At 56.0% G+C, this 22,871-nt stretch carries 21 protein-coding genes; 7 read left to right on the forward strand and 14 right to left on the reverse strand.

Features of this window, described 5'->3' with window-relative positions; translation table 11 throughout:
• Nucleotides 1-234: 234 nt before the first annotated feature.
• The 5 genes from I9182_RS18230 to I9182_RS18250 form a co-directional block, all read right to left on the reverse strand.
• Nucleotides 235-1,341 carry an alkene reductase gene (locus tag I9182_RS18230; protein WP_209599189.1) on the reverse strand — a complete coding sequence of 369 codons (1,107 nt, stop codon included), beginning with the start codon at nt 1,339-1,341 and terminating at the stop codon, nt 235-237.
• Between the two features lie 122 nt (nt 1,342-1,463).
• Nucleotides 1,464-2,060, reverse strand: coding sequence for a TetR/AcrR family transcriptional regulator (locus I9182_RS18235; protein WP_209599190.1), 597 nt, complete (start codon nt 2,058-2,060; stop codon nt 1,464-1,466).
• A gap of 488 nt (nt 2,061-2,548) precedes the next feature.
• A complete protein-coding gene (locus I9182_RS18240) occupies nt 2,549-3,085 on the reverse strand; it encodes a hypothetical protein (RefSeq protein WP_209599191.1) in 537 nt (178 codons plus the stop codon).
• Complete coding sequence (locus tag I9182_RS18245; protein ID WP_209599192.1) at nt 3,069-3,839, reverse strand: hypothetical protein; 771 nt, start codon at nt 3,837-3,839, stop codon at nt 3,069-3,071. Before I9182_RS18245 ends, I9182_RS18240 begins: the two co-directional genes overlap by 17 nt.
• Nucleotides 3,840-3,912: 73 nt before the next feature.
• On the reverse strand, nt 3,913-4,428 hold the full coding sequence (locus tag I9182_RS18250) for a DUF805 domain-containing protein (RefSeq protein ID WP_209507167.1): 516 nt from the start codon (nt 4,426-4,428) through the stop codon (nt 3,913-3,915).
• 568 nt (nt 4,429-4,996) lie between these two features.
• Here I9182_RS18250 and I9182_RS18255 point away from each other — a divergent pair.
• On the forward strand, nt 4,997-5,296 hold the full coding sequence (locus tag I9182_RS18255) for a hypothetical protein (protein ID WP_170568100.1): 300 nt from the start codon (nt 4,997-4,999) through the stop codon (nt 5,294-5,296).
• Nucleotides 5,297-5,765: 469 nt separating this feature from the next.
• On the opposite strand, the gene gyrB is transcribed toward I9182_RS18255, so the two are convergent.
• Both gyrB and I9182_RS18265 read right to left on the reverse strand, forming a co-directional pair.
• Entirely contained in the window at nt 5,766-8,183 is a 2,418-nt protein-coding gene (gyrB, locus tag I9182_RS18260) for a DNA topoisomerase (ATP-hydrolyzing) subunit B (protein ID WP_209507176.1), read from the reverse strand.
• A 114-nt stretch (nt 8,184-8,297) separates the two neighbouring features.
• Complete coding sequence (locus I9182_RS18265; protein WP_209507177.1) at nt 8,298-8,870, reverse strand: TetR/AcrR family transcriptional regulator; 573 nt, start codon at nt 8,868-8,870, stop codon at nt 8,298-8,300.
• A 100-nt stretch (nt 8,871-8,970) separates the two neighbouring features.
• Here I9182_RS18265 and I9182_RS18270 point away from each other — a divergent pair, with 100 nt between their 5' ends.
• Nucleotides 8,971-9,537, forward strand: a complete 567-nt coding sequence (locus tag I9182_RS18270) for a carboxymuconolactone decarboxylase family protein (protein ID WP_209599193.1) — start codon at nt 8,971-8,973, stop codon at nt 9,535-9,537.
• Here I9182_RS18270 and recF read toward each other — a convergent pair.
• The 6 genes from recF to mutM all read right to left on the reverse strand — a co-directional run bounded on the left by recF (nt 9,534) and on the right by mutM (nt 16,162).
• Complete coding sequence (gene recF, locus I9182_RS18275) at nt 9,534-10,631, reverse strand: DNA replication/repair protein RecF (RefSeq protein ID WP_209507179.1); 1,098 nt, start codon at nt 10,629-10,631, stop codon at nt 9,534-9,536. The genes I9182_RS18270 and recF overlap by 4 nt on opposite strands.
• Nucleotides 10,632-10,690: 59 nt before the next feature.
• Nucleotides 10,691-11,812, reverse strand: coding sequence for a DNA polymerase III subunit beta (dnaN, locus tag I9182_RS18280; RefSeq protein WP_209507180.1), 1,122 nt, complete (start codon nt 11,810-11,812; stop codon nt 10,691-10,693).
• A 224-nt stretch (nt 11,813-12,036) separates the two neighbouring features.
• Nucleotides 12,037-13,422, reverse strand: coding sequence for a chromosomal replication initiator protein DnaA (gene dnaA, locus I9182_RS18285; protein ID WP_209599194.1), 1,386 nt, complete (start codon nt 13,420-13,422; stop codon nt 12,037-12,039).
• Nucleotides 13,423-13,978: 556 nt separating this feature from the next.
• Nucleotides 13,979-14,242, reverse strand: a complete 264-nt coding sequence (gene rpsT, locus I9182_RS18290; RefSeq protein WP_039541017.1) for a 30S ribosomal protein S20 — start codon at nt 14,240-14,242, stop codon at nt 13,979-13,981.
• 225 nt (nt 14,243-14,467) lie between these two features.
• A complete protein-coding gene (locus I9182_RS18295; protein WP_209507182.1) occupies nt 14,468-15,244 on the reverse strand; it encodes an enoyl-CoA hydratase in 777 nt (258 codons plus the stop codon).
• 66 nt (nt 15,245-15,310) lie between these two features.
• Nucleotides 15,311-16,162, reverse strand: a complete 852-nt coding sequence (mutM, locus tag I9182_RS18300; RefSeq protein ID WP_209599195.1) for a bifunctional DNA-formamidopyrimidine glycosylase/DNA-(apurinic or apyrimidinic site) lyase — start codon at nt 16,160-16,162, stop codon at nt 15,311-15,313.
• An 86-nt stretch (nt 16,163-16,248) separates the two neighbouring features.
• Between mutM and ubiE the strand changes: the two genes are divergently transcribed.
• Nucleotides 16,249-17,001 carry a bifunctional demethylmenaquinone methyltransferase/2-methoxy-6-polyprenyl-1,4-benzoquinol methylase UbiE gene (ubiE, locus tag I9182_RS18305; protein WP_209507184.1) on the forward strand — a complete coding sequence of 251 codons (753 nt, stop codon included), beginning with the start codon at nt 16,249-16,251 and terminating at the stop codon, nt 16,999-17,001.
• A 3-nt stretch (nt 17,002-17,004) separates the two neighbouring features.
• A complete protein-coding gene (gene ubiB, locus I9182_RS18310) occupies nt 17,005-18,534 on the forward strand; it encodes a 2-polyprenylphenol 6-hydroxylase (protein WP_209599196.1) in 1,530 nt (509 codons plus the stop codon).
• Between the two features lie 95 nt (nt 18,535-18,629).
• On the opposite strand, the gene I9182_RS18315 is transcribed toward ubiB, so the two are convergent.
• Nucleotides 18,630-19,805, reverse strand: coding sequence for an acetyl-CoA C-acyltransferase family protein (locus I9182_RS18315; protein ID WP_209599197.1), 1,176 nt, complete (start codon nt 19,803-19,805; stop codon nt 18,630-18,632).
• A 116-nt stretch (nt 19,806-19,921) separates the two neighbouring features.
• Here I9182_RS18315 and I9182_RS18320 point away from each other — a divergent pair, with 116 nt between their 5' ends.
• The 3 genes from I9182_RS18320 to tdh all read left to right on the forward strand — a co-directional run bounded on the left by I9182_RS18320 (nt 19,922) and on the right by tdh (nt 22,823).
• The gene (locus I9182_RS18320) at nt 19,922-20,485 is read left to right on the forward strand and encodes an XRE family transcriptional regulator (protein WP_209507187.1); all 564 of its coding nucleotides are present in this window, start codon (nt 19,922-19,924) and stop codon (nt 20,483-20,485) included.
• 110 nt (nt 20,486-20,595) lie between these two features.
• Complete coding sequence (locus tag I9182_RS18325) at nt 20,596-21,780, forward strand: glycine C-acetyltransferase (protein ID WP_209599198.1); 1,185 nt, start codon at nt 20,596-20,598, stop codon at nt 21,778-21,780.
• Between the two features lie 14 nt (nt 21,781-21,794).
• A complete protein-coding gene (tdh, locus tag I9182_RS18330; RefSeq protein ID WP_209599248.1) occupies nt 21,795-22,823 on the forward strand; it encodes an L-threonine 3-dehydrogenase in 1,029 nt (342 codons plus the stop codon).
• Nucleotides 22,824-22,871 lie beyond the last annotated feature (48 nt).

Raw genomic sequence — 22,871 nt, forward strand, 5'->3', positions numbered from 1 at the left:
ATCAATTAGTGGTAGTCACCAAATATCTCTTAAAAAAATTTGAACCCCTCATTCAAGAGGGTATTCGGATTGGAAAAAGTCAATCCCAATCAGAGGGAAAACAGCCCATTATCAGACTCGTGTTGGGTCCCGCTCGAAGAAAGGACATTGCCGAATACGCGAAGTGAGCGCGTCCAAACCAGCGCGCTCACTCAATATGGTATTGCCTGTCACCACGACTTAAAAAGCGATGTGTTACTCGGCTGCAACCGTTTCCTCTGCCAGCGACGGATAATCGGTGTACCCTTTTTCATTGCCACCGTAGAGGGTAGTTGGATCCAGCTCATTCAACGCGGTGTCTTTCTCTAGCCGGCTGACAAGATCCGGGTTGGAAATGAACGGCCGACCAAAGGCCACCAGATCGACGGCTCCGGATTCAACCGCTTCGATTGCCATTTCCCGATCGTAAGAGTTGTTGCCCATTTTCGCACCGTCAAACAATTCATAGAGCGCCTTCAGATCGCAACCTTCCGGAATATCGCGCGGGCCGCCGGTCTGTCCTTCTACGAGATGGAGATAGGCCAACCCATAGGTATTCAGCAATTTAATCGCATGTGCGAATGTCGCCTGCGGGTCGCTGTCGGAAATGTTATTGGCTTCCGAGAATGGGCTGAGGCGAACACCCACACGGTCGGCACCCCACACGTCGACAACCACATCCGTGACCTCTTGCAGGAACCGTGCCCTGTTCTCGATAGGACCGCCGTATTCGTCTTCACGCTTGTTGGACTCATCGCGCAGGAACTGATCGATAAGGTATCCGTTGGCTGCATGGATCTCGACACCGTCGAAACCCGCTTTCTTGGCGTTTTCCGCGGCTCTCCGGTAGTCCGCAACAATGCCAGCAATTTCTTCGATGGCCAGAGCCCGCGGTTCAGATGTTTCAACAAACTGTTCACCATCAAACGTCTTGGCCTTAGCGCCAATTGCGGAAGGTGCAACAGGGGCGCCACCATCTTGCTGCAAGCTGTAATGCGAAATCCGACCCACATGCCAAAGCTGGATTACAATCTTCCCGTCATTGGCATGGACGGCCTCAGTCACTTTTTTCCAGCCGTCGATCTGCGCTTCGGAATAAATGCCGGGCGTCCAGGCATAGCCCTTGCCTTGGGGCGAGATTTGCGAAGCCTCCGTGATGATCAGACCTGCACCCGCCCGCTGGGCGTAGTACTTAGCCTGCAATTCATGGACACTGTCATCCTCGGCTCTTGCCCGGTTGCGGGTCAATGGCGCCATGACAATGCGGTTTTTCAGCTCGATTGCACCAGCTTTGATGCCGGAGAACAGTTTTTCATCAGCCATTGCTGCTTCCTTCTTTGGTAAACTTCGTTCAGATATTATTGGACCAATTAGTCCAATATTAGGGTCACTGTCTGTTGATTGAGTTTGTTTTAGGTTTCATTTCCTTATGGTGGCGGGAGGCCTTATGGCGAAATCACCAACCGGGCTTGTTTCAGGGTTTGCGATATCTGCTCAGCGGGAACGCCCGCCTTGCGCAAGGCTAGTGTTCCGATTGCAAGGGACGCAAAGGCGCGCGCCTTGTCGAGGGCCTGTCCCGGATCCGAAGGCTCTAGCGCTCTCGCAATAATCTCGTCAATACTCTCCAAATGCTGCCGCCCGAGAGCCGCCACTTCATCATCATGAGGAGCAAGTTCCGTCAAGCAGTTGATAAGCATGCAGCCATCACGACCGCCTTGAGGGTTCGCCAAAGCTTCCATTATCGCACCAACAGGGTCATCTCCGCCCGCGTCAGCAACGTCACGCAGCGCTTTCAAACCACGCCTTGAATAGTGGCTGAGGGCTTTGTGAAACAGAGCCTGCTTGTTGCCGAACGCTCCATAGAAGCTGGACCGACTCAAACCCATGGCCTTGGTCAGATCCTCCACCGACGCGGTCTCGTAGCCCTTGTGCCAGAATACGCACAAGGCTTTTTCCAATGCCTCAGCTTCGTCAAAGGCACGGGGCCGACCTGGGCCTGCGGGTGTTTTGATGCCACCATCTGAAAGGGTATCTTTGCTCATGAGTAAGATTTGGAATGATCAGTCCAGAAATTCAAGGTGCCGGTGGGAAGTTTTTTGGAACAGTCAGTCCATATTGCGATCAGATACAGGAGTATAGGCCGGAAAGAATGAAAAACCTCACGTTGGTTGACCCGATTTAACTGCCCGGTTTGATTGTTGGTTCACACCATGCAGGTGTGCTCCTAACACTGCATCTCCGGCATTGATTTCTCAAAAGATAATCTTGCAATTTCGTCCATGACCCCGCGCAGCGTTTGCCCATAGGTTTGCATGCCACATAGAACCCATCGAACAAACAACCGTGTAGGTGCGCTCATAACGCTGCATTCCCAACATTGATTTCATTGAAGAAAATCTTGGAAGATTGCCCATAACTCTGCGCGGTATTTGCGCATAACTTTGCACGATTTGCCCATAAGTTTGCGTGCCACAGAGAATCCATCGAACAAACCAGATCCTAAGGCTTATCTGCAATTCTCATATGCAACTTATTCCCAATCACCAGCAGACGAGCGCCACGTCTTAGCGTCCGCATCCCAAACACTGGCGGTGACGCAAGGCGTTGGGTTCATTCCGTCGCAATTGGATCCATGAATATCCGCAACAACAACGCGTTGACGCCCAAAATCAACAACCGTCCAGCCCTGGTTGAGCAAGGATTGAACCTCCTCTTCTATCAAGAAGTGCGACATGCATCCGCCAGTTCCGCAGTAAAGAGATGCGGCGCTCGAACACACAAAACCAGACTCATTCAAAACCCAGTCTCGTTGTAGATCTCCGTCGAGATCGACCCTTTCAACCGCGCCCCAGGCTATGTCAAACTGACCGTCGTTGAACTCCGCGCAGGCTCGTGCCGCCAAATCAACCCTCGCCTGCAAACCGGACGGAAGTTGCGATACATCAGCCGCGACAGCTGGTGAGGTCCAAACAAGGCCCGAAGCAAGCACAATCCCGGCGACGAAACATTTTATCTTACACGCTATTTGGGAAGCTGGTTGGAAGGAGGAATCAATTGCACTGATCATACCTGTAGTCCCCATATTCCAGCCAGTTTGCCGAGCCTTCGCTAAAAATCAGAAACTCAGACCTGTCCTCCCCAAGCAGGGCGACGACAAATCCGGCGGGCGGCACAGAGTTTCCGAAGTAACTGTAGGCCGTCATGGCTCTGATCGACTCGCCGTTGACCGTTACTCGCGCGTCCCACTCGCCCTCTGGATTGTCCAGAATTACATATTCGATCTGGCGTTTTATCGCTCCGCCACCACAATAGACAATGCCCTCGGGTGCTTCGTAGGACCCCCCCTGGCTAGTATCTGAATCGCACGCGGAACGAAGGGACCGAATTGCCGCGCCGGAACCTTTCAAGTCAAAGATTCCGTAGCTGACATCTTGATCAATCATCGACAGATTAACCGATGCATTGGCCGCAAGCTGGTCCAGTACAAAACTATAGTCTTGCTGACTATTGAAACTGACCTCGACAGGATAATTGTCGACGATCTGAAAAGCCGCGTTTTCTGCGCCAACCTGAAATGCCCCAACTTCGGTGGTGCCGTTCTTCAAAAAACGAATGGAAAGCCCTTGCTTCTGCAAAATGTCCTGGCTGTCCTCATATCCAGCCGGAGCAAAGCGGATACGGTCACACTGAAGTTCAAGGGTCATGTTTCCGGTCTGAATAAATGCATTGGGATTAGGCCCGGAGTTGAACGACCACTCCGCCGATGCTGTGGTCGCCATTGCGATCATCAACGCTCCAATGGAAATCGTTTTGAACCTCATTTTTTCTCTCCATGGTGTTACGTTTCGCGCAGTCATTCAGCAGAGATTCCGGCCCGTTACCTAGGCAACCAGATCAGGAAACAGGTTCGCCATATTCGTTTTCGCCTTCTTGGGAAGGTCGCGTCAGCCACCAGATCATCAGGATGGACAGAACCAATTGCAGAATTGAGACAACAACAATACCGGTCACGCCCAGGACTGCGGCGGGTCCTCGTAATGCATCGGGGTTTTCGGTCCCTTGTTCCAACACCGAGAAGAACGCCACCCCACCCAACATAACAAAAAGCGTTGCAATGCTGAGCGCCATCGGCAGCAGCAAATACCAGCCAGGTCGCCCTGTATCATGCAGCCTTCGCCAACCGGCGGCCAGCATAGGTACGATAACTGCAAGTTGGAAAACAAAGGACAGAACCCGAGATCCTTGCCCTGTTTCGAGGTTGATCCCAAATATGATGGTATCCAGCACAGCTAAAGCAGCACTCACGAGAACCACAAACAAGAAGAACCACCAGTATTCTGAGCGTAAAGCCCGACCGGAGAACTGGAAGTATTTCGAGAAACACGTTTTAACGGCTTCAACAAACCCCATTTTCAATCCTTTCTTAGTTTCTGTGCGACCTCAGAACGCCTCGCCGACCCAAAAGAATACACTCTCCCTTATGGATGTTCCCACTTACCTTTATGCTTGAAAGCAAAAGCCTATCGCACAAGAGCGTAATGAATTTTTCGCGCGAAAAAAATATTGATTTATCAAAAATAAGATTCAAACATTCGAATTCGACACAACTTTATTTTACCTCCGTTGTGGTCGCTACTGCTCGCTGTGCCGAGCCCTTCCGACTGCTGGAGTGAGTGCTGGTGGTCGGAAGGCCTTTTACATTGATCAAGCGTAGGGAGGACGCGATGCTCAGACTTAGTGTACTCGCCCTCTTTCCAGAGTTTGCTCTAGCATTTGCTAGTGACGTCATTCGGCCTTCACACGTTATTGTCGGCCCCGATAGTCAACGAAATATCGTCCCGCCGACCAAGCCCCCCGCGGCAAGTTTTGGGAAAGGTCGTCACAGGAACGTTGTGTGTTCTGTCGGCGCCCAAACGCGAGAGCTTCAAACAAGCGCATCCAATTTCGTTAATTTCAAGGGAACCAGAGGGAGAAGAAAATGTCTAACAAGATGGTGATGATTGCAGGCACAACTTGTTTCGCACTGCTTGCGGCCTGCGACGATACGAGTACATCAAGCGCGTCCGCCGAGCTCACTCCGGCTCAGCAGGCGTGTTTGCGAGATGTAGCCAGCGCGACGAACAACTCGCAAGTCGTAGTACTCTCATCCGCGTTTAGCGAGGCGGGAACACAAGTCACTGTCGGCGTTGGCGAGGATCGTGCTCCGTGGAATTGCATTGCTTACAGTGATGGCGCGACAGCTGGTATCGAGTTCCTGGGCGACGAAGGCGCATTGTGAGTAGTCTGATGCGTAGCCGATAACGGCTTCGCAGCACTGGCTTGATCTGCTGAGGCTAGACTTGGTTTGTAGAATAACCACCATCGTATTCGCGGTCCTGTACCTGTTGGCGTTGGTTGCATTCTTGACGGGCACATTTGGCTGGCTGGGACAGGAACGAGACCCCTTGTCCGGAGTGTTCCTACTGCCGTTGGGACTACCTTGGATACTTGTAGCGGACTTAATTTCGGAGCCCGCCAAGCCGTGGTTCGCGGCGATTGCACCGGCGCTCAACCTGTTAGCGCTGGTTTTGATTTGCAGATGGGCACGCAGTTTGCGCCAGAAGTGAAGGCGGAGCTCTTTCGCACCCAAAAGGAAAAAACATGGGGAAAGCGATCTTGGGAATTGTGATCGGGCTCGTCCTTGGCGTGGTTAGGGCGGTGACCTTGGGTGGCGGGGCCGCAGTGGGGGTCGGCGTTGCGACAAACCGTCAGAAATCCAGATTTTCGACGCTCAAGGCGTTCTTCTGGATAAATTCCCGACGAGGTTCGACAACATCACCCATTAGCTTGGTGAACAGATCGTCAGCTTCCACCATATCGTCAACGCGCACTTGCAGCAGCGTGCGTGCATCCGGGTCCAAAGTTGTTTCCCAAAGCTGGTCGGGGTTCATCTCTCCCAGACCTTTGTAGCGCTGTAGGGACAGGCCCTTTTCCCCTTCTTCCAGAATGGCGCGCAACAGGTCCAGCGGACCGTGGATCAATTGGCTACGATCACGGCGGATCAACGTGGCCGAGGTGTTGTAGACCTCTTGCAGGCTTTGCGTGAAGCTGCCTGTTTTGCGGGCCTCCCCCGACCGCAACATCGGGCCGTCCAAGGTGCGAACCTCTTCGACACCACGCAGAATGCGGGCCAGCCGAATTCCGTGATCCTGCGTGATCCGGCCCTGCCAGCCACGCTCATACTCCAACGCGATCAGGTCCAGACGGGCGGCAACCTTGTCAGCCACCCCTTGCAGATCGGCATCCACCGCACCCGGCACAAAGGCACCGGCAACAGCGGCCTGTTCCAGAATGTGGCGTGGGTAGTGCGTCGGAAAGGCGTCCAGAACGCGTTTCAACTGGCGCGCTTCGTCCACCACCCGGGCCAGGTCCTGACCAATGATCTCTTCGCCCGATCCCAGTTTCAGTACGGCGCCCTCGACCCCCTGGTTGACGAGATAATCGTCCAGAGCCGCCTGATCCTTCAGATAAACCTCTGATTTACCGCGCGAAACCTTATAGAGCGGCGGCTGCGCGATATAGAGATATCCACCTTCGATCAACTCGGGCATTTGCCGGTAGAAGAACGTCAGCAGCAGGGTTCGGATATGCGCGCCGTCCACATCCGCATCGGTCATGATGACGATTTTGTGGTAACGCAGCTTTTCAATGTTGAACTCATCACGGCCAATACCGGTACCCAGCGCCATGACAAGATTACCAATCTCTTGCGAAGACAACATCCGGTCAAACCGCGCGCGTTCCACGTTCAGGATCTTACCGCGCAGAGGCAGAACCGCTTGTGTCAGACGGTCCCGGCCCGTTTGCGCAGATCCACCCGCCGAATCCCCCTCGACAAGGAAGACTTCGGTTTTGGACGGGTCTTTCTCGGAACAATCCTTCAACTTGCCCGCCAGATAGTTCACATCCATCGCCGTTTTGCGGCGGGTCAGTTCACGCGCCTTTCGAGCGGCTTCGCGCGCCAGTGCGGCCTCGATGATCTTGCCGACGATCGCTTTGGCCTCGGTCGGGTTTTCTTCAAACCACTCGGCAAGTTTTTCGTTCATCAGACCTTCGACCGCCGGGCGAACCTCGGAACTGACCAGCTTGTCTTTGGTCTGCGACGAGAACTTCGGATCAGGCACTTTGACCGACAGCACACAGGTCAGACCTTCGCGCGCGTCATCACCGGTAAAGCTGACCTTTTCCTTTTTCGCAATCCCGCTGGATTGCGCGTAGTTGTTGATAGTCCGGGTTAGAGCACCACGGAAACCTGCCACATGGGTGCCGCCATCGCGCTGAGGGATATTGTTGGTAAAGGGCAGGACAGACTCGTGATAGCTGTCATTCCACCACATTGCGATCTCCACACCTATATCGTCGCGCTCGCCCTTGATATAGATCGGCTCGGACATGGCAGGGGTTTTGGACCGGTCGAGGTACTTGACGAACTCCTTGACCCCACCTTCATAGAACAGCTCGGTTTCCAGCCGTTCCGCCGGACGCTCGTCAATCAGGATGATCCGAACACCCGAATTCAGAAATGCCAGTTCGCGCAGGCGTTTTTCCAATGTCTCGAATGAGTATTCAAGGTTCGAGAATGTATCGGTCGAAGCCAGAAACCGCACTTCTGTTCCTGTCCGGCCCCCGCATTCACCGACAACCTTCAGGTGCTCGGCGGTTTCGCCACCTTCAAAACGCGCGACATGCTCTTTGCCATTGCGCCAGACACGAAGTTCCAGCCAATCCGAAAGCGCGTTCACTACCGAAACACCCACACCGTGCAGGCCGCCCGAAACCTTGTACGAGTTGCTGTCGAATTTCCCACCGGCGTGCAGCTGGGTCATGATCACCTCGGCCGCCGACACGCCTTCTTCCGGGTGGATGTCCACCGGAATACCACGCCCATTGTCGCTGACAGAAACACTGGAATCGGCGTGAATTTTCACCGTCACATGGTCGGCATGACCCGCCAAAGCCTCGTCAATCCCGTTGTCGACAACCTCATACACCATATGGTGCAGACCCGAGCCATCATCCGTGTCCCCGATATACATGCCGGGGCGTTTGCGAACTGCCTCCAAGCCTTTGAGAACCTTAATAGAATCTGCGCCGTATTCTTGAGGGGCCTGTGCGTCTTCGGACATTCAGTCAGTACCTATATTATTTTGGTAACTTATACGTTTTCTGGTAGGGATTGTCACGCCATCCCCCAATATTTTGTGTTGTTCCGGATCGTTTTTCGCCACCCGAAAAGGGGATCACAAACGATCGATATCAGAAGCGATATCCGCGGCAATTTCCAACGCATCGACATCCTCGCGCTCGGCCGACAATCGCAGCCCGAGAATGTCCGACTGATACCGTGCCGCCAATCGATCCGGATCATGTCCCGCCCCGATTTCACCGGCATCCTGAGCCTTGCGAAACAGATCCGCGAAACATTCTTTCATTTCCGCCATGTGATGGGCCGCCTGATCCGCAAGGTCATGATCCTTCGCCTTCAACTCGGCATATGTCTTTGCCAACATGCAGGCCTTTGCCGGGGTCTTGGGCGCTTCGATCACCAATCGGGGCTGCGCTTTCAGCGCTTCCTTCGGGCCCAGTTTTTCCGCCAGGGCCTTTAGGCGCGCCACACCTTCTTGCGTATAACTCTCCATTGTCAGCGCATAGAGCGCATCTTTCGACCCGAATGCCGCATAAAAACTGCCGGGCTTCAGCTTCAGCTCCCGCTCAAGGTCCTTCAGCGATGTACCAGCCCAGCCCTGACGCCAGAAGATATCCTTCGCCTTCGCGATCAACGCGTCACGATCATATGTAGGTTTGCGGGGCATCAACATCACCAATTCTTGAACGTTCACTCAAATATATACTTGAGCGACCACTCAAGAAACCCTAAATACGACCCATCGCGCCAAAAACAGGAGTTCCAACATGGCCAATTTCCCGTCTCACGACCTCGAAACCGCGCCTGAAGCGTCCAAACCGCTGCTGCAAAAGTCTCAGGCCGCTTTTGGTCGCTTGCCCGGCCTTCATAAGGTCATGGCCGAAAGCCCTCAGCATCTCGAAGGCTATCAGGTTCTGCACGGCCTGTTCCTGCAAACTGATTTCGACAATGATGAGAAAACCGTCGTCTGGCAGACCATCAATGTGGAAAACGAGTGCCACTACTGCGTGCCCGCCCACACCGGTATCGCCAAGATGATGAAGATATCGGACGAAATCTCGGACGCGCTGCGTAAAGAAACTCCGCTGCCTTCAGCCAAACTCGAAGCACTTCGCACCTTCACCCTGCAAGTGATGGAAACCCGAGGCAACCCGACCGAAGATCAGCTTCAGGCGTTCTTTGATGCGGGCTATTCCCATCGCGCGGTTCTGGATGTCGTGCTGGGTCTGGCCCAGAAAACCATGTCGAACTACGTCAACCACATGGCCAAAACCCCAGTGGACGAAGTTATGCGCGGCTTTCTGTGGGAACGTAAAGTCAGCGAACCGGCCTAAGCCGCCACGACCGAACCCTCATCGCTTTCGGTCACGATCAGCGTCTGGGCCCGGTCGCCCAATTCCGCAAACAGTTCAGGTCCGGTGCCCGTCATCCAGGCCTGAGCGCCCAGCGCGCAAACCTCGTCATAAAGCGCTGCGCACCGCCCAGCATCCAGATGCGCGGCCACTTCATCCAGCAGAACGATCGGAGGTGCGCCCAAGATCTCCGCCAGCGCCCGCGCATTGGACAGGATCAGCGACACCAAAAGCGCTTTCTGCTCACCAGTGGAACACTCCCTTGCCGGCACGCCCTTGGCCGCGAACACACCGTACAGGTCGGACCGATGCGGCCCCACCAGGGTCCGGCCCGCTGCCAGATCCCTGAACCGGCTCTCGCTCAACGCGTCTCGCAAATCTTCCACCGTCTCGGGAATTGCGCCTTCGGTTTGCACCAATTCAAGTTCAGCCGAAGGGAACACGGTTTCCGCCCGGTCCTGCGCCGCCCGCAGAAGATCCAGCGACCTCAACCGCGCGGTATGGATGCGGTGCCCCGTCTCGGCCAACTGCCCTTCAAGCGCGGCATACCAATGCGCGTCCCTGACCTGCTCTTTCAGCAGACGGTTACGCTCGCGCATCGCTTTTTCATAGATCAGCGATGTTTCAGCGTGGGCTGGGTCAAAACTCAGCGCAATACGGTCCAGAAACCGACGGCGCCCTTCAGCCCCTTCAATCCACAGACGGTCCATGGACGGGGTCAGCCAGACAACCCGCGCAAGTTTTCCCAGTTCGATCTGGGTCGCCGACTTGCCATCAATTCGCACCTGTCGCGCTGCGCCGCCCTCGGACCAGGTTTCGATTTCAAAACGCTGCCCCTGAGCGTCCAGCAACCCGGACAGTTTCCAACCCAACGCTTCGGGCCGCCGGGTCATCTCGGCTGCACTCGCCCGCCGCATCCCGCGACCGGGTGAAAACAACGACACCGCTTCAAGAATGTTGGTCTTCCCCGCACCGTTAGGCCCGTGAATGGCAACGGGTCGCCCGTCCAGAGACAACCGCGCCAGCTTATGAGATCGAAAATGCGAGACCGTAAGCTCGGTCAGGGCCAATCCCATGACCCCTCCCTTCATCTTTTCAAAAATACTCCCGCCGGAGGCATCGCGCGTCCGCGCGATCAGACGCGCATCGGCATGACGACGTATACGGCGCTCAGGTCGTTGCCTTCGCGCATCAATGTCGGGTCACCAGCCGAGTTGAACAGGAAAACTGCATTCTCACGATCCACCTGAGACGCAATCTCCAACAGGTATTTGGCGTTGAACCCGATCTCCAACCGCTCATCCCCGTAAGCGACGGCCAGTTCTTCCTCGGCGGCACCGCTGTCGGGAGCGTTTACCGACAGGATCAGCTTGTCACCTTCCAATTGCAATTTCACTGCCCGCGACCGTTCCGACGAAACAGTCGCAACGCGATCCACGGCCTGCGCGAACTCAGCGGCATCCACTTCAAGCTTGCGAGTGTTTCCTTGTGGGATAACACGTGTGTAGTCGGGGAAAGTGCCGTCAATAACCTTCGACGTCAGCGTGATATCCGGCGTAGCAAAGCGCACCTTGGTTTCACTGACCGAAACGGCGATATCCATCTCGTCGTCATCCAGCAACTTGCGCAACTCGCCGACTGTTTTGCGGGGTACGATCACGCCCGGCATATCCGCCGCACCATCCGGTAAATCTGCGTCAATCCTCGCAAGCCGGTGGCCATCGGTGGCCACACAACGCAACATTTTTCCACCTTCGGACCCATCTGCCACATGCATGTAGACACCGTTCAGATAGTACCGGGTCTCTTCCGTCGAGATGGCGAATTTCGACTTGTCGAACAACCGGCGCAGCAATGCCGCCGAAGCAGTGAAATTCGATTGATACTCAGACGATGCCATCACCGGGAAATCTTCTTTTGGCAGCGTCGCCAGCGAAAAATTCGACCGACCCGCTTCAACTGTCAGCCGTCCGGCAGCGCTGTCAGCGGTCAGTGTCACCAGCGCACCGTCGGGCAGTTTGCGCACAATCTCATGCAGGGTTGTTGCCGCAACGGTTGTCGCGCCTGCCTTTTCGACCTGTGCGGGTGCCTTATCGACCACTTCGATATCCAGATCGGTGGCACGGAACTGGACCTGATCGCCTTCGGCCTCGATCAGGACATTGGCAAGTATGGGAATGGTATTGCGACGTTCTACAACAGACTGGGCCTGCGAAACGGCCTTTAGTAGGGTGCCGCGTTCAATGCTGATCTTCATACCCTCAATTCCTCTGACTTGCGTACCGACTTGGGCGGGACTGGCACGTTAGCGGTTCCACCCCGAGGCACAAGGATTTTTTACGGATTTCTGGGTTGGAATGCACCAACCGTCAAGTGCGGCGTGCCCCACAGGCCTCAGTTCTGGTGCAACCGTGGATTATTACGCACAAAAAACGCCCCGGCGCAGAAGCCCGGAGCGTTTCTAAGCACTACTGACCCGGTTCAGGCTTCGAGAGACCGGCGCAACATTTCCACGTCTTCAGCGATCTGACCGTCGGTCAGCTTCAGCTCTTCAATGCGCTTGACGCCATGCATGACCGTGGTGTGGTCGCGCCCGCCGAACCGACGACCGATCTCTGGCAGCGACCGGCTGGTCAGCTGCTTGCACAGATACATCGCCACCTGACGGGGGCGCGCGTAGGATCGCAGGCGCTTGGGACCGATGATATCGGACATGCGGATGTTGTAGTATTCGGATACTTTCCGCTGAATCTCCTCAACCGTGATCTTGCGTTCGGATGCGCGCAGGACATCTGCCAGACAATCCTGCGTCAGCTCCATGTCGATCTCGCGCCCAACCAGCGAGGCAAAGGCAAACAGACGTGTCAGAGCACCTTCCAGCACGCGGACATTGGTTGAGATACGATGAGCCAGAAATTCAAGAACGCCATCGGCAATCGTCAGATCGGGGTAGGAGCTGCTGTATTGCTGGACCTTGTTTTGCAGAATGCCCAGACGCAATTCATAGTCGGTCGGATGCAGGTCAACGACCAGACCACATTGCAGGCGGGACTTTACACGATCTTCCAGGTCCTTGATTTCGCCCGGGGCGCGGTCGGCCGAAATGATGATCTGCTTGTTCTGATCCACCAGCGCATTGAACGTATGGAAAAACTCTTCCTGAGTAGAATCCTTTCCGGCAATGAACTGCACGTCGTCAACCATCAGCACATCGACCGAACGGAACAAATGCTTGAAATCCATCATCCGGCGTTCCCGCAGGGCCTGCACGAAGCGATACATGAACTGTTCGGCTGACAGGTACAGGACATTCAGTTCCGGATGCTTGGTTTTCAGCTCCCAGGCAATAGCGTGCATCAAGTGGGTCTTACCCAGACCCACTCCACCATACAGAACAAGCGGGTTGAATGTTACCGGGCCACCTTCGGACACGCGGCGCGCGGCAGCATGGGCCAACTCGTTGGGTTTGCCCACCACAAAACTGTCAAAGGTGAAACGCGAATCCAGCGGCGCGGCCTGCAACGACTCCAAAGCGTTCTGCGGACTATCCGTCGCTGCCAAGGGTACCGGCTCTGGCTGAGGTTGGGTGACCACCTTGGCTGCGGGCTTGGGGCGCGCGGGCGAGTTGGCAGCAACACGGAAGTCCAGGCGCTGAACGGTTTCCCCAGCCGTATTCAGCTCATACAAGATAAGGTCCGCAAAATTCTGGCTGACGTAGTTCCCCATAAAGTTCGTTGGCACGAAAAAAACCGCCACACCATCCTGCAGCTCTTTAAATTCCAGAGGCTCGATCCATGTGGTGTAATTATTCCGACCGACAGCCTTCAGCAATTTGTTACGCAGTAGTCCCCATTTCTCTTGTGTCATTCAGCGCCTCACGCATCCCATTCTTATTGGCCTGTCGGCCTTATCATACGAAGCCGGTTGCCCGGTCTTGTATTCACACGCCCAAAGGGAACCTATCGCCAAACCCAATGGTTTGGCGGGGATTGCCCCTGAAAGTTCGGTGCACCCGGATTTTCGACGCTCAACAATACACGAGCGTCCCGAAACTCGGGCTGCACATCACAATCTCAATTTTCAGACAGGGCCGAGAATCCCGGATAACCCGGACTTCGCGGCAAATCGGCAGCCCAGCTTGCGCCAGTCGTCGACGAATGTTTCCTGATCGATCTGATGCCCGTCAGTCCGACCGAGTAAACAGCCTGTCCCCCCAAGCGAGTGAATCGCTGACATCAGTGGTAGCAACTTGAAATGGGGCGCGGCAACGAAACTCTGATATTGACTCGGGTCTTTGGTCGAAAGAATCTCTCGGTTTCGTGAAGGCGCGGTATTCCGGCAACACGAAAAAAGGCGCCGCAATGCGCGGCGCCTTTGACATTAGTTCAGCCTTGCTGACTTGACCCTAGGTAACCCGCAGGCTTTAGCCCAGAGCTTTGACCCGGGCCGACAGGCGCGACATTTTACGCGCGGCAGTGTTCTTGTGGAATACGCCTTTGGTGACGCCGCGCATCAGCTCAGGCTGGGCGGCGCGCAGTGCTGCGGTTGCCGCATCTTTGTCACCGGATGCAATCGCTTCTTCGACTTTACGCAGATAGGTGCGGATGCGCGAACGACGCGCTTTGTTAACAGCGAAACGCTTTTCGTTCTGACGGGCGCGTTTCTTTGCCTGGGGCGAATTTGCCATGTGTCTCTGACCTTCGTTCGGTACGTTTATCAAGGGTTGCGCGCCACGGATATATCCGCACCGGATCAGAAATCACGAGTGTGAGTCGGGCCAAGCGGGCCGCACGCGCATGTATTGCGGCGCTCAATACCTAACATTTCAAGGATTGCCAAGCCGATTCTTGGAACTCACAGACCCGGCAAAGAAAAGGCGGGCAACGCCCGCCTTTCTTTAATCTCTTGCGATTTACTTGTCGCGAAACTGCGCAGCCCGCTTTTCAAGAAACGCCGCCATGCCCTCTTTCTGGTCTTCGGTGGCAAACATGGAATGGAAGACGCGGCGCTCAAACAGCATGCCTTCACTCAGCGGAAGCTCGTAACTGCGATTGACCGCTTCTTTTGCCGCAGCTGCCGTCAGCGCCGATTTCTCTGCTATTTTTTGCGCCGCACCGACGGCTTCGTCGATCAGTTTCTTGGCTGGTACGACCCGGCTGACCAAACCAGCGCGCTCGGCTTCGTCCGCGTCCATGAACCGACCGGTCAGGTTCATGTCCATCGCCTTGGACTTGCCGACAAAGCGCGTCAAACGCTGGGTGCCGCCCAACCCGGCTATGACGCCTAGGTTGATTTCAGGCTGACCGAATTTGGCAGTGTCCGCAGCAATGATGAAATCGCAGAGCATTGCCAACTCGCATCCCCCACCCAGAGCATAGCCCGCAACAGCAGCGATGATCGGTTTGCGAATCGCCGAAACTCGATCGTTTGCATCAGCAAAAAGGTTGGTGGTGTAGACATCTACAAAGCTCATCTCGGACATTTCCCGGATGTCCGCGCCAGCGGCAAAGGCCTTGTCCGATCCGGTGATGACGATGCAACGCACCTTGTCGTTGCTATCCGCCTCTTCCAGCGCAGTACACAACTCACCCAGCAACTGGGAGTTCAGCGCATTCAACGCATCCGGTCTGTCGAGTTTGATTAGGGCGACGTGGTCTTCGATTTCGACGATGATCGTCTCAAAAGCCATGAGAAAGAAGCTTCCGGTTGTTCAGTTCAGTTACGAGTCCTTACCACGCGAATTCTCTGGATCAAGCTATCTTTGGCATTGCGCACAGTAAAAGGATGAGCGACCGGACTGGGTGATTCTCTGGATCAGACCATTGCAACCCTCGGTCCGGCAGGGCTTTCCTTCGCGGCCGTAGACATCAAAGCTATGCTGAAAATATCCAAGTTCTCCATCGGCTTGCCGGAAATCCCGCAGGGATGATCCGCCTGCTTCGATCGCGTCCTGCAACACCTTCCGAATGATCGGAACCAGCGACGATACACGTGCCGCAGATATTTGCCCTGCTTTGCGACGTGGCGACACCTTGCCGCGATAAAGCGCTTCGCAAACATAGATATTGCCCAACCCAGCAACGATTCCCTGATCCAGAAGGGCTGATTTGACAGAGGTATTCCTGCCTTTGAACGCTTCAATCAGGTGTTGCTCATGGAAATCATTGCCCAAGGGTTCCGGTCCCAGAACCGCCAGAAGTTTGTGATCCTCGGCCGTGGCTGTGGGCAGAAGGTCCATCGCCCCGAACCGGCGTGGATCGTTAAAGGTGATACGCGCCCCGTTGGCCATGTGAAAAACAACATGGTCATGTTTCTCAGCGGCCGGATGCTCGCGCAGGAAATGACCTAGTGGATCGCCTGACACCGTCATTCGCCCCGACATCCCCAGATGGATCAACAAGGTCTCGCCACTGCTGAGGTCGGCCAGGATGTATTTTGACCGCCGCCGCAACCGATCCACCCGCTGCCCGGTCAGCCGTTCTGCCATGCGTTCAGGAAATGGCCAGCGCAGATCCGGGCGATTCACATCCGCCCTTTCAATCTCGACCCCTTCCATCGCAAGGCTCAGGCCGCGTCTTACAGTCTCGACCTCGGGCAATTCTGGCATTACAGGGCTCCTATTCCAAAGGGCCGCATTGTGCCCCGCTTCCAGAGCCCTATAACAGAAGCGAAATTCGACAAACGGCAAGGCTTATGTCCGACAACAGCGACAACACCACTCATTTCGGGTTCGAAACCGTACGCGAGGCTGACAAGGCCGGGCGCGTGCAGGGCGTGTTCAACTCGGTCGCCTCGAAATATGACGTGATGAACGATGTCATGTCGATGGGTATCCACCGGGTCTGGAAAGATGCGATGATGGACTGGTTGGCGCCACGCCCCGATCAGCGTTTGCTGGATGTTGCAGGCGGAACCGGTGACATTTCCTTTCGCTTTCTGAAACGCGCAGGCTATGGCCATGCCACGGTTCTTGATCTGACAGAACCCATGCTGGTCGAAGGACGGCAACGCGCCGAAGCCGACCAGATGGCCGACAGCCTGAACTGGGTGGTGGGCGACGCTATGGCCCTGCCGTTCGAAGACAACACCTTTGATGTCTACACGATCTCGTTCGGCATCCGGAACGTGACCCGCCCGCAAGAGGCCCTGAACGAAGCCTTTCGCGTTCTGAAACCTGGTGGCCGCCTGATGGTGCTGGAGTTCAGTCAGCTTCCCAATGACGGGCTGCAAAAGCTCTATGACCTCTACAGCTTCAATGTCATTCCACGCATGGGAAAGCTGATCGCGAATGATTACGACAGCTATCAGTATCTGGTGGAGTCGATCCGCAAGTTCCCCGATCAGGAAACCTTCCTGAACATGGTCCGAACCGCTGGCTTCGAAAACGCGAAATTCCGCAATCTCAGCATGGGTATCGCCGCGCTGCATTCCGGCTGGAAGATCTGACGCATGCGCGGTCCCCACAACATCATCCGCCTGATCCGAACGGGCGCCACGCTTGAGCGCACCGGCGCCATGAATGTGGTCCTCGACGCGTTCGAGGCACCACGGGCTATCCGATTTCTTGCCCACGCTCTAGGCAAACCGTTTTGGTGGCTGGGTTACAAGGGCGACCCAAAGATGCCGCCTGCAACACGTGCGCTCACCGCCCTGGGCCCGGCCTACATCAAGTTTGGTCAGGTGCTTTCGACACGCCCGGATGTTGTAGGCGATGAACTGGCTGTGCAGCTTCGTGTTTTGCAAGACAAACTGCCACCGTTCTCAAAAGCCGAGGCTTTGGCCGAAGTAGAAAGGGAACTGGGGCAACCTGTTGCCGAGATATTCAGCGAATTCAGTGAACCCATAGCTGCCGCCTCGATCGCACAGGTCCACAAGGCCAAGCTTGCGAGCACCGGAGAAGACGTGGCCGTCAAAGTCCTGCGTCCCAATATCGAACGCGCCTTTCGCAAGGATGTAGATGCGTTCTACTTCGCCGCCCGCATCGTCGATTTGTTTGCGCCCGGAGCCCGCCGATTGCGCCCGATGGAGGTCATTGAACATTTCGATGGCGTTGTACGGGGTGAACTGGATCTGCGTCTGGAAAGCGCTGCTGCCTCGGAATACGCGGCCAACACAAAAGACGACACAGGGTTCTGGCTGCCGCCCGTATTGTGGTCACTGTCGGCACGACGCGTGATGACACTCAGCTGGGCCGACGGTATTCCATTGGGTGAAAACGACGCGCTCGATGCCGCCGGCCACAACCGCCGTGATCTGGCGGAACGTGTGCTGCGCCTGTTCCTTCTTCACGCCCTGCGCGACGGCTATTTCCACGCCGATATGCATCAGGGCAACCTCAAGGTCGCCGCCAACGGTGATATCATCGCTTATGATTACGGTATCATGGGCCATATCGACGAATACACGCGCCGGGTCTATGCCGAGATACTGTTCGGCTTCATCCGCCGCGACTATAAGCGCGTGGCCGAAGTGCATTTCGAAGCCGGTTACGTTCCCGCACGTCAGGACGTCGACGAATTCGCCCGCGCCCTGCGTGCGGTTGGCGAACCGATCTTCGGCATGGATGCCTCGCATATTTCGATGGGCCGTTTGCTAAGCTATCTGTTCGAAGTGACAGAGCGTTTTGGCATGGAAACCCGAACCGAGCTGATCCTTCTTCAGCGCACGATGGTCGTGGTTGAAGGCGTAGCCCGGTCTCTGGATGACCACATCAATATCTGGGAAGTTGCCCGCCCCGTGGTCGAAGATTACATCAAACAATCCATCGGCCCGCGCGCCGCGCTTCGTGACTTTGCCAAAACAGCTTTGGTTCTGGCGCGCTTTGGCCCACGACTGCCGACGCTGGTCGAAGATGCATTGATTGCGCAGACACACAAAGATGAGCCGGATAATCCCGGACTGATGCAAAAAGTATTGCCCGCCGCTATCGGCGCTTTTGTCGGCGCAGCTGCTGTTTTGCTGATCGCCACACTCGGCTGATTGTGATCCGTAGCTTCATCTGGCTGAAAATATCCTCGGGGCGAATCGCGCCTTGCGCGATGGGGGGCAGACAGCCCCCCTTGCCCAGGCCCGGATCAGAGCCGCTCGATGGCAATGGCAATCCCCTGACCGCCACCAATACACATGGTGATCAACCCTTTTGATCCGCCTGTGCGCTCCAACTCGTAAAGCGTCTTCATGGTAATGATGGCGCCCGTCGCGCCTACAGGGTGCCCCAGCGCTATCGCGCCTCCATTCGGGTTCACCTTCGCCGCATCGAACCCAAGTTCCTGGTTGACGGCCAGCGCCTGCGCGGCAAATGCTTCGTTGCTTTCGATCACATCGAAATCTTCCGCCGAAAGACCCGTCTTCCTGAGCAGGTTTTGCACGGCCGGTACCGGGCCAATACCCATGACTTCGGGGCGCACGCCAGCATGTGCATATCCGATCACGCGCGCTTTTGGCTTCAATCCGGCCTTTTCCGCCGCGTCCGCCGTTGCCAGAACCATCGCCGCCGCGCCGTCGTTGATGCCCGAGGCATTGCCCGCCGTCACACGCCCATCTTTTTTGAACACCGGTCGCAACCCGGCCAGCGCATCGGCTGTCGTCGCCTTTGGATGCTCATCAACTTTGAAATCCACCATGTCACGCTTGACCTTCACCTGAACGGGCACGATCTGGCTTTCGAAATATCCGGCTTCAATTGCAGCTGCCGCGCGGGTCTGGCTAGTCAGGGCGAAGTCGTCCATCTGTTCACGACTGATCTGGTGTTCATCGGCAACGTTCTCGGCCGTCACGCCCATGTGCCCTGTGCCAAAGGGGCAGTTCAATGCACCCAGCATCATGTCCAGCGATGTGACATCACCCATTTTCGCGCCCCAGCGCGCCTGTGGAACAATGTAAGGGCTGCGCGACATGCTTTCTGCGCCACCTGCCACGGCGAAATCGGCATCGCCAAGCATCAAGGATTGCACTGCTGACACGATCGCCTGTGCCCCCGAACCGCACAGCCGATTTACATTCATCGCAGGGGTGCCGTTCGGAATTCCGGCCTGCATCGCGGCCACGCGCGACAGGTACATGTCCCGAGGTTCGGTGTTGATGACATGGCCAAATACAACATGCCCGATCTGAGCACCTTCTACCCCAGACCGCTCCAAGGCGGCTTCGGTGACCACCGTCGCCAGATCAATGGGCGCGGTTGACGCAAGTGCGCCACCGAAAGTTCCAATCGCGGTGCGCGCACCATCCAGCAATACGATGTCTGTCATGTCTTTCTCCTCTTGGAATCGTCGTCAGTATGCACACGCAGCATTATTCTGTCCTATAGGACGTGCCGTCACGGATGGAATTGACAAGCGAGGTCCCAATACGCATGGATTCCGTCATGACGGAGAACACAGACGATATCCTGAACCTTTTGCCCGCCCGCCTGAAAGAAGCACGACGGGCCAAAGGACTGTCGCTGGAAGCAGTCGCAAACCTCAGTGGCGTATCCAGATCCATGGTTAGCCAGATCGAACGCGGGGAAAGCAGCCCAACGATCTCGACCCTCTGGAACCTGACACGTGCGCTACAGGTGGATTTTGCCGGTCTTCTGGAAGGTTCAAAAGCCAGCGATCAAATCGAGGTGCTGCGCGCGTCCGAGGTGCCCAGCATCGACAATATGGGGCAGAACTGTCGCATTCGCATCCTGTCCCCACCGGAAGAGGCCGGAGGTCATGAGGTTTATGATATCGAGTTCGACACAGGCGGGGCCTTGAACAGTCAGCCCCATGCGCGCGGCGCGCACGAACAGCTGACAGTGCTGGAAGGCACCGTCAAAGTTACATCGGGCAGTGCCGTTTCGGAACTGAGCCAAGGGGACACCGCCCGCTATGCCGCGGATATCGTGCATTCCATCTCGGCCAAAGAACCTGCGCGGGTGTTTTTGATCGTAAAGAACGCCTGACATCAGCAATCTTCCGCCTTCACGGAAATTTTTCCTGTATATTGAAATTCCCCTATTTGGGAAATTCATCCGCTATGTTAGATGTGCGACTCAGTTGAACGGAGGTCGCCATGGCAGATGCATTCCTGTCCCACATCACGGACACACTCGCGCAGATCGAATCCGAAGGGCTGTACAAGCGCGAACGAATGATCACCTCGCCTCAGGGCGGTGAGATTACGGTGGGCGGAAAACGGGTGATCAACCTGTGCGCCAACAACTATCTGGGTCTTGCGGATCACCCCGCGCTGATCGAGGCCGCAACCAATGCGATGGGTCCGAAGGGTTTCGGCATGGCCTCGGTCCGGTTCATTTGCGGGACGCAGGATATTCACCGTGAACTGGAACAGCGGTTGGCCAAGTTCCTGAACAAGGACGATGCGATCCTGTTCGCGGCCTGTTTTGATGCCAATGGCGGGCTGTTCGAACCGTTGCTGGGGCCTGAAGATGCCATCATTTCGGACAGTCTGAACCACGCCTCTATCATTGACGGGGTGCGGCTGTGCAAGGCCAAGCGCTATCGCTATCTGAACAATGACATGAATGACCTTGAAGCGTGGCTGAAGCAGGCGCGCGAGGATGGCGCGCGTCATATCATGATCGCAACCGATGGCGTGTTCTCGATGGATGGCTATTTGGCCAACTTGCCGAAAATTCGCGAACTGGCTGATAAATACGATGCCATCGTCATGGTCGATGATTGCCATGCAACAGGCTTCATGGGGCCGCGCGGCGCCGGAACACCGGATCACTTTGGTGTTGATGTCGACATTCTGACAGGAACTTTGGGCAAGGCACTTGGGGGGGCAATCGGCGGCTACATCGCCGGGCCGCAGCCAGTGATCGACCTGCTGCGGCAGCGGGCGCGGCCCTATCTGTTCTCGAATTCGCTGCCGCCATCCATCGTCGCCGCAGGGCTTGAGGCAATCCGCCTGGTCGAAGAGGGCGACATTCTACGCGCGCAGTTGTTCGGAAACGCAAAGTACTGGCGTGCCGGTCTGGAAAAGCTTGGTTTTGATCTGTTGCCCGGTGAACATCCGATTATCCCTGTCATGCTGGGCGATGCAACGCTGGCACAAGAGATGGCCGCCAAGCTGTTTGATGAGGGCGTGTATGTCTCGGGCTTCTTCTTTCCTGTTGTTCCCCGCGGACAGGCGCGGATCAGAACGCAGATGAACGCTGCCCTGACGCGGGACGAACTGGACCGCGCGTTGGCGGCCTTTGGCAGGGTCGGCAAGGAACTGGGGGTGATTTGATGCGACCCAACACGATGAAAGCGCTGGAAAAGTCGAAACCCGAAGAAGGGTTGTGGATGGTACAGGCCCCGGTTCCCGAAATCGGGCCTGATGAGGTGCTGATCAAGATCAACAAGACCGGAATTTGCGGTACCGACATTCACATCTGGAACTGGGATGAGTGGGCCTCTCACACCGTTCCGGTTCCGATGATCACTGGTCATGAGTTCGCCGGGGAAATCGTCGAGATTGGGCGCAACGTCACCGGTCTGGATGTTGGGCAGCGCTGTTCCGGCGAAGGGCATCTGATCGGCACTGAAAGCCGTCAAAGCCGAGCCGGCAAGTTTCACCTCGACCCCGGCACGCGCGGGATCGGGGTGAACGAACAGGGCGCGTTTGCGCAATACCTGAAACTGCCTGCTTTCAACGTTGTTCCCCTGCCGGACGATATCCCGGATGAGATCGGGGCAATCCTTGATCCGCTGGGCAATGCTGTACACACCGCGCTAAGCTTTGACCTTCTGGGCGAGGACGTCCTGATCACCGGCGCAGGACCCATCGGCATCATGGCGGCCGCCGTTGCCCGCCATGCAGGTGCCCGCAATGTTGTGATTACGGACATTAACGCTGAACGATTGAAACTGGCTGAACATGTGGTGCCGTCGGTGCGGACCGTTGATGTTTCCAAACAAGATTTGCACGACATCATCGCACAGCTTGGAATGAAAGAAGGCTTTGATGTGGGGCTTGAAATGTCCGGCTCACAAGCCGCGCTGGACCAGATGGTCGAAGCGCTTGTGATGGGTGGGAAAATCGCCTTGCTGGGGATACCGCCGGGGAAATCTCCGGTCGACTGGTCGCGCATCGTTTTCAAGGCGATCACAATCAAGGGCGTCTATGGTCGCGAGATGTTCGAGACCTGGTACAAGATGATCGCCATGCTGCAAAACGGTTTGGATGTGTACCGCGTGATCACGCATCGCTTTGCGGTTGATGATTTCTCGGATGGTTTCGCCGCGATGAAATCAGGCCTCTCTGGCAAGGTTGTCCTTGACTGGACCTAACCCGCTGGAAAGTTACGAACTCAACGCCTAGACAGGTGCAAGGATCGC

The organism is Ruegeria sp. HKCCSP351, assembly GCF_017872535.1.
In the GTDB taxonomy this organism is placed as follows: Bacteria; Pseudomonadota; Alphaproteobacteria; order Rhodobacterales; family Rhodobacteraceae; genus Ruegeria.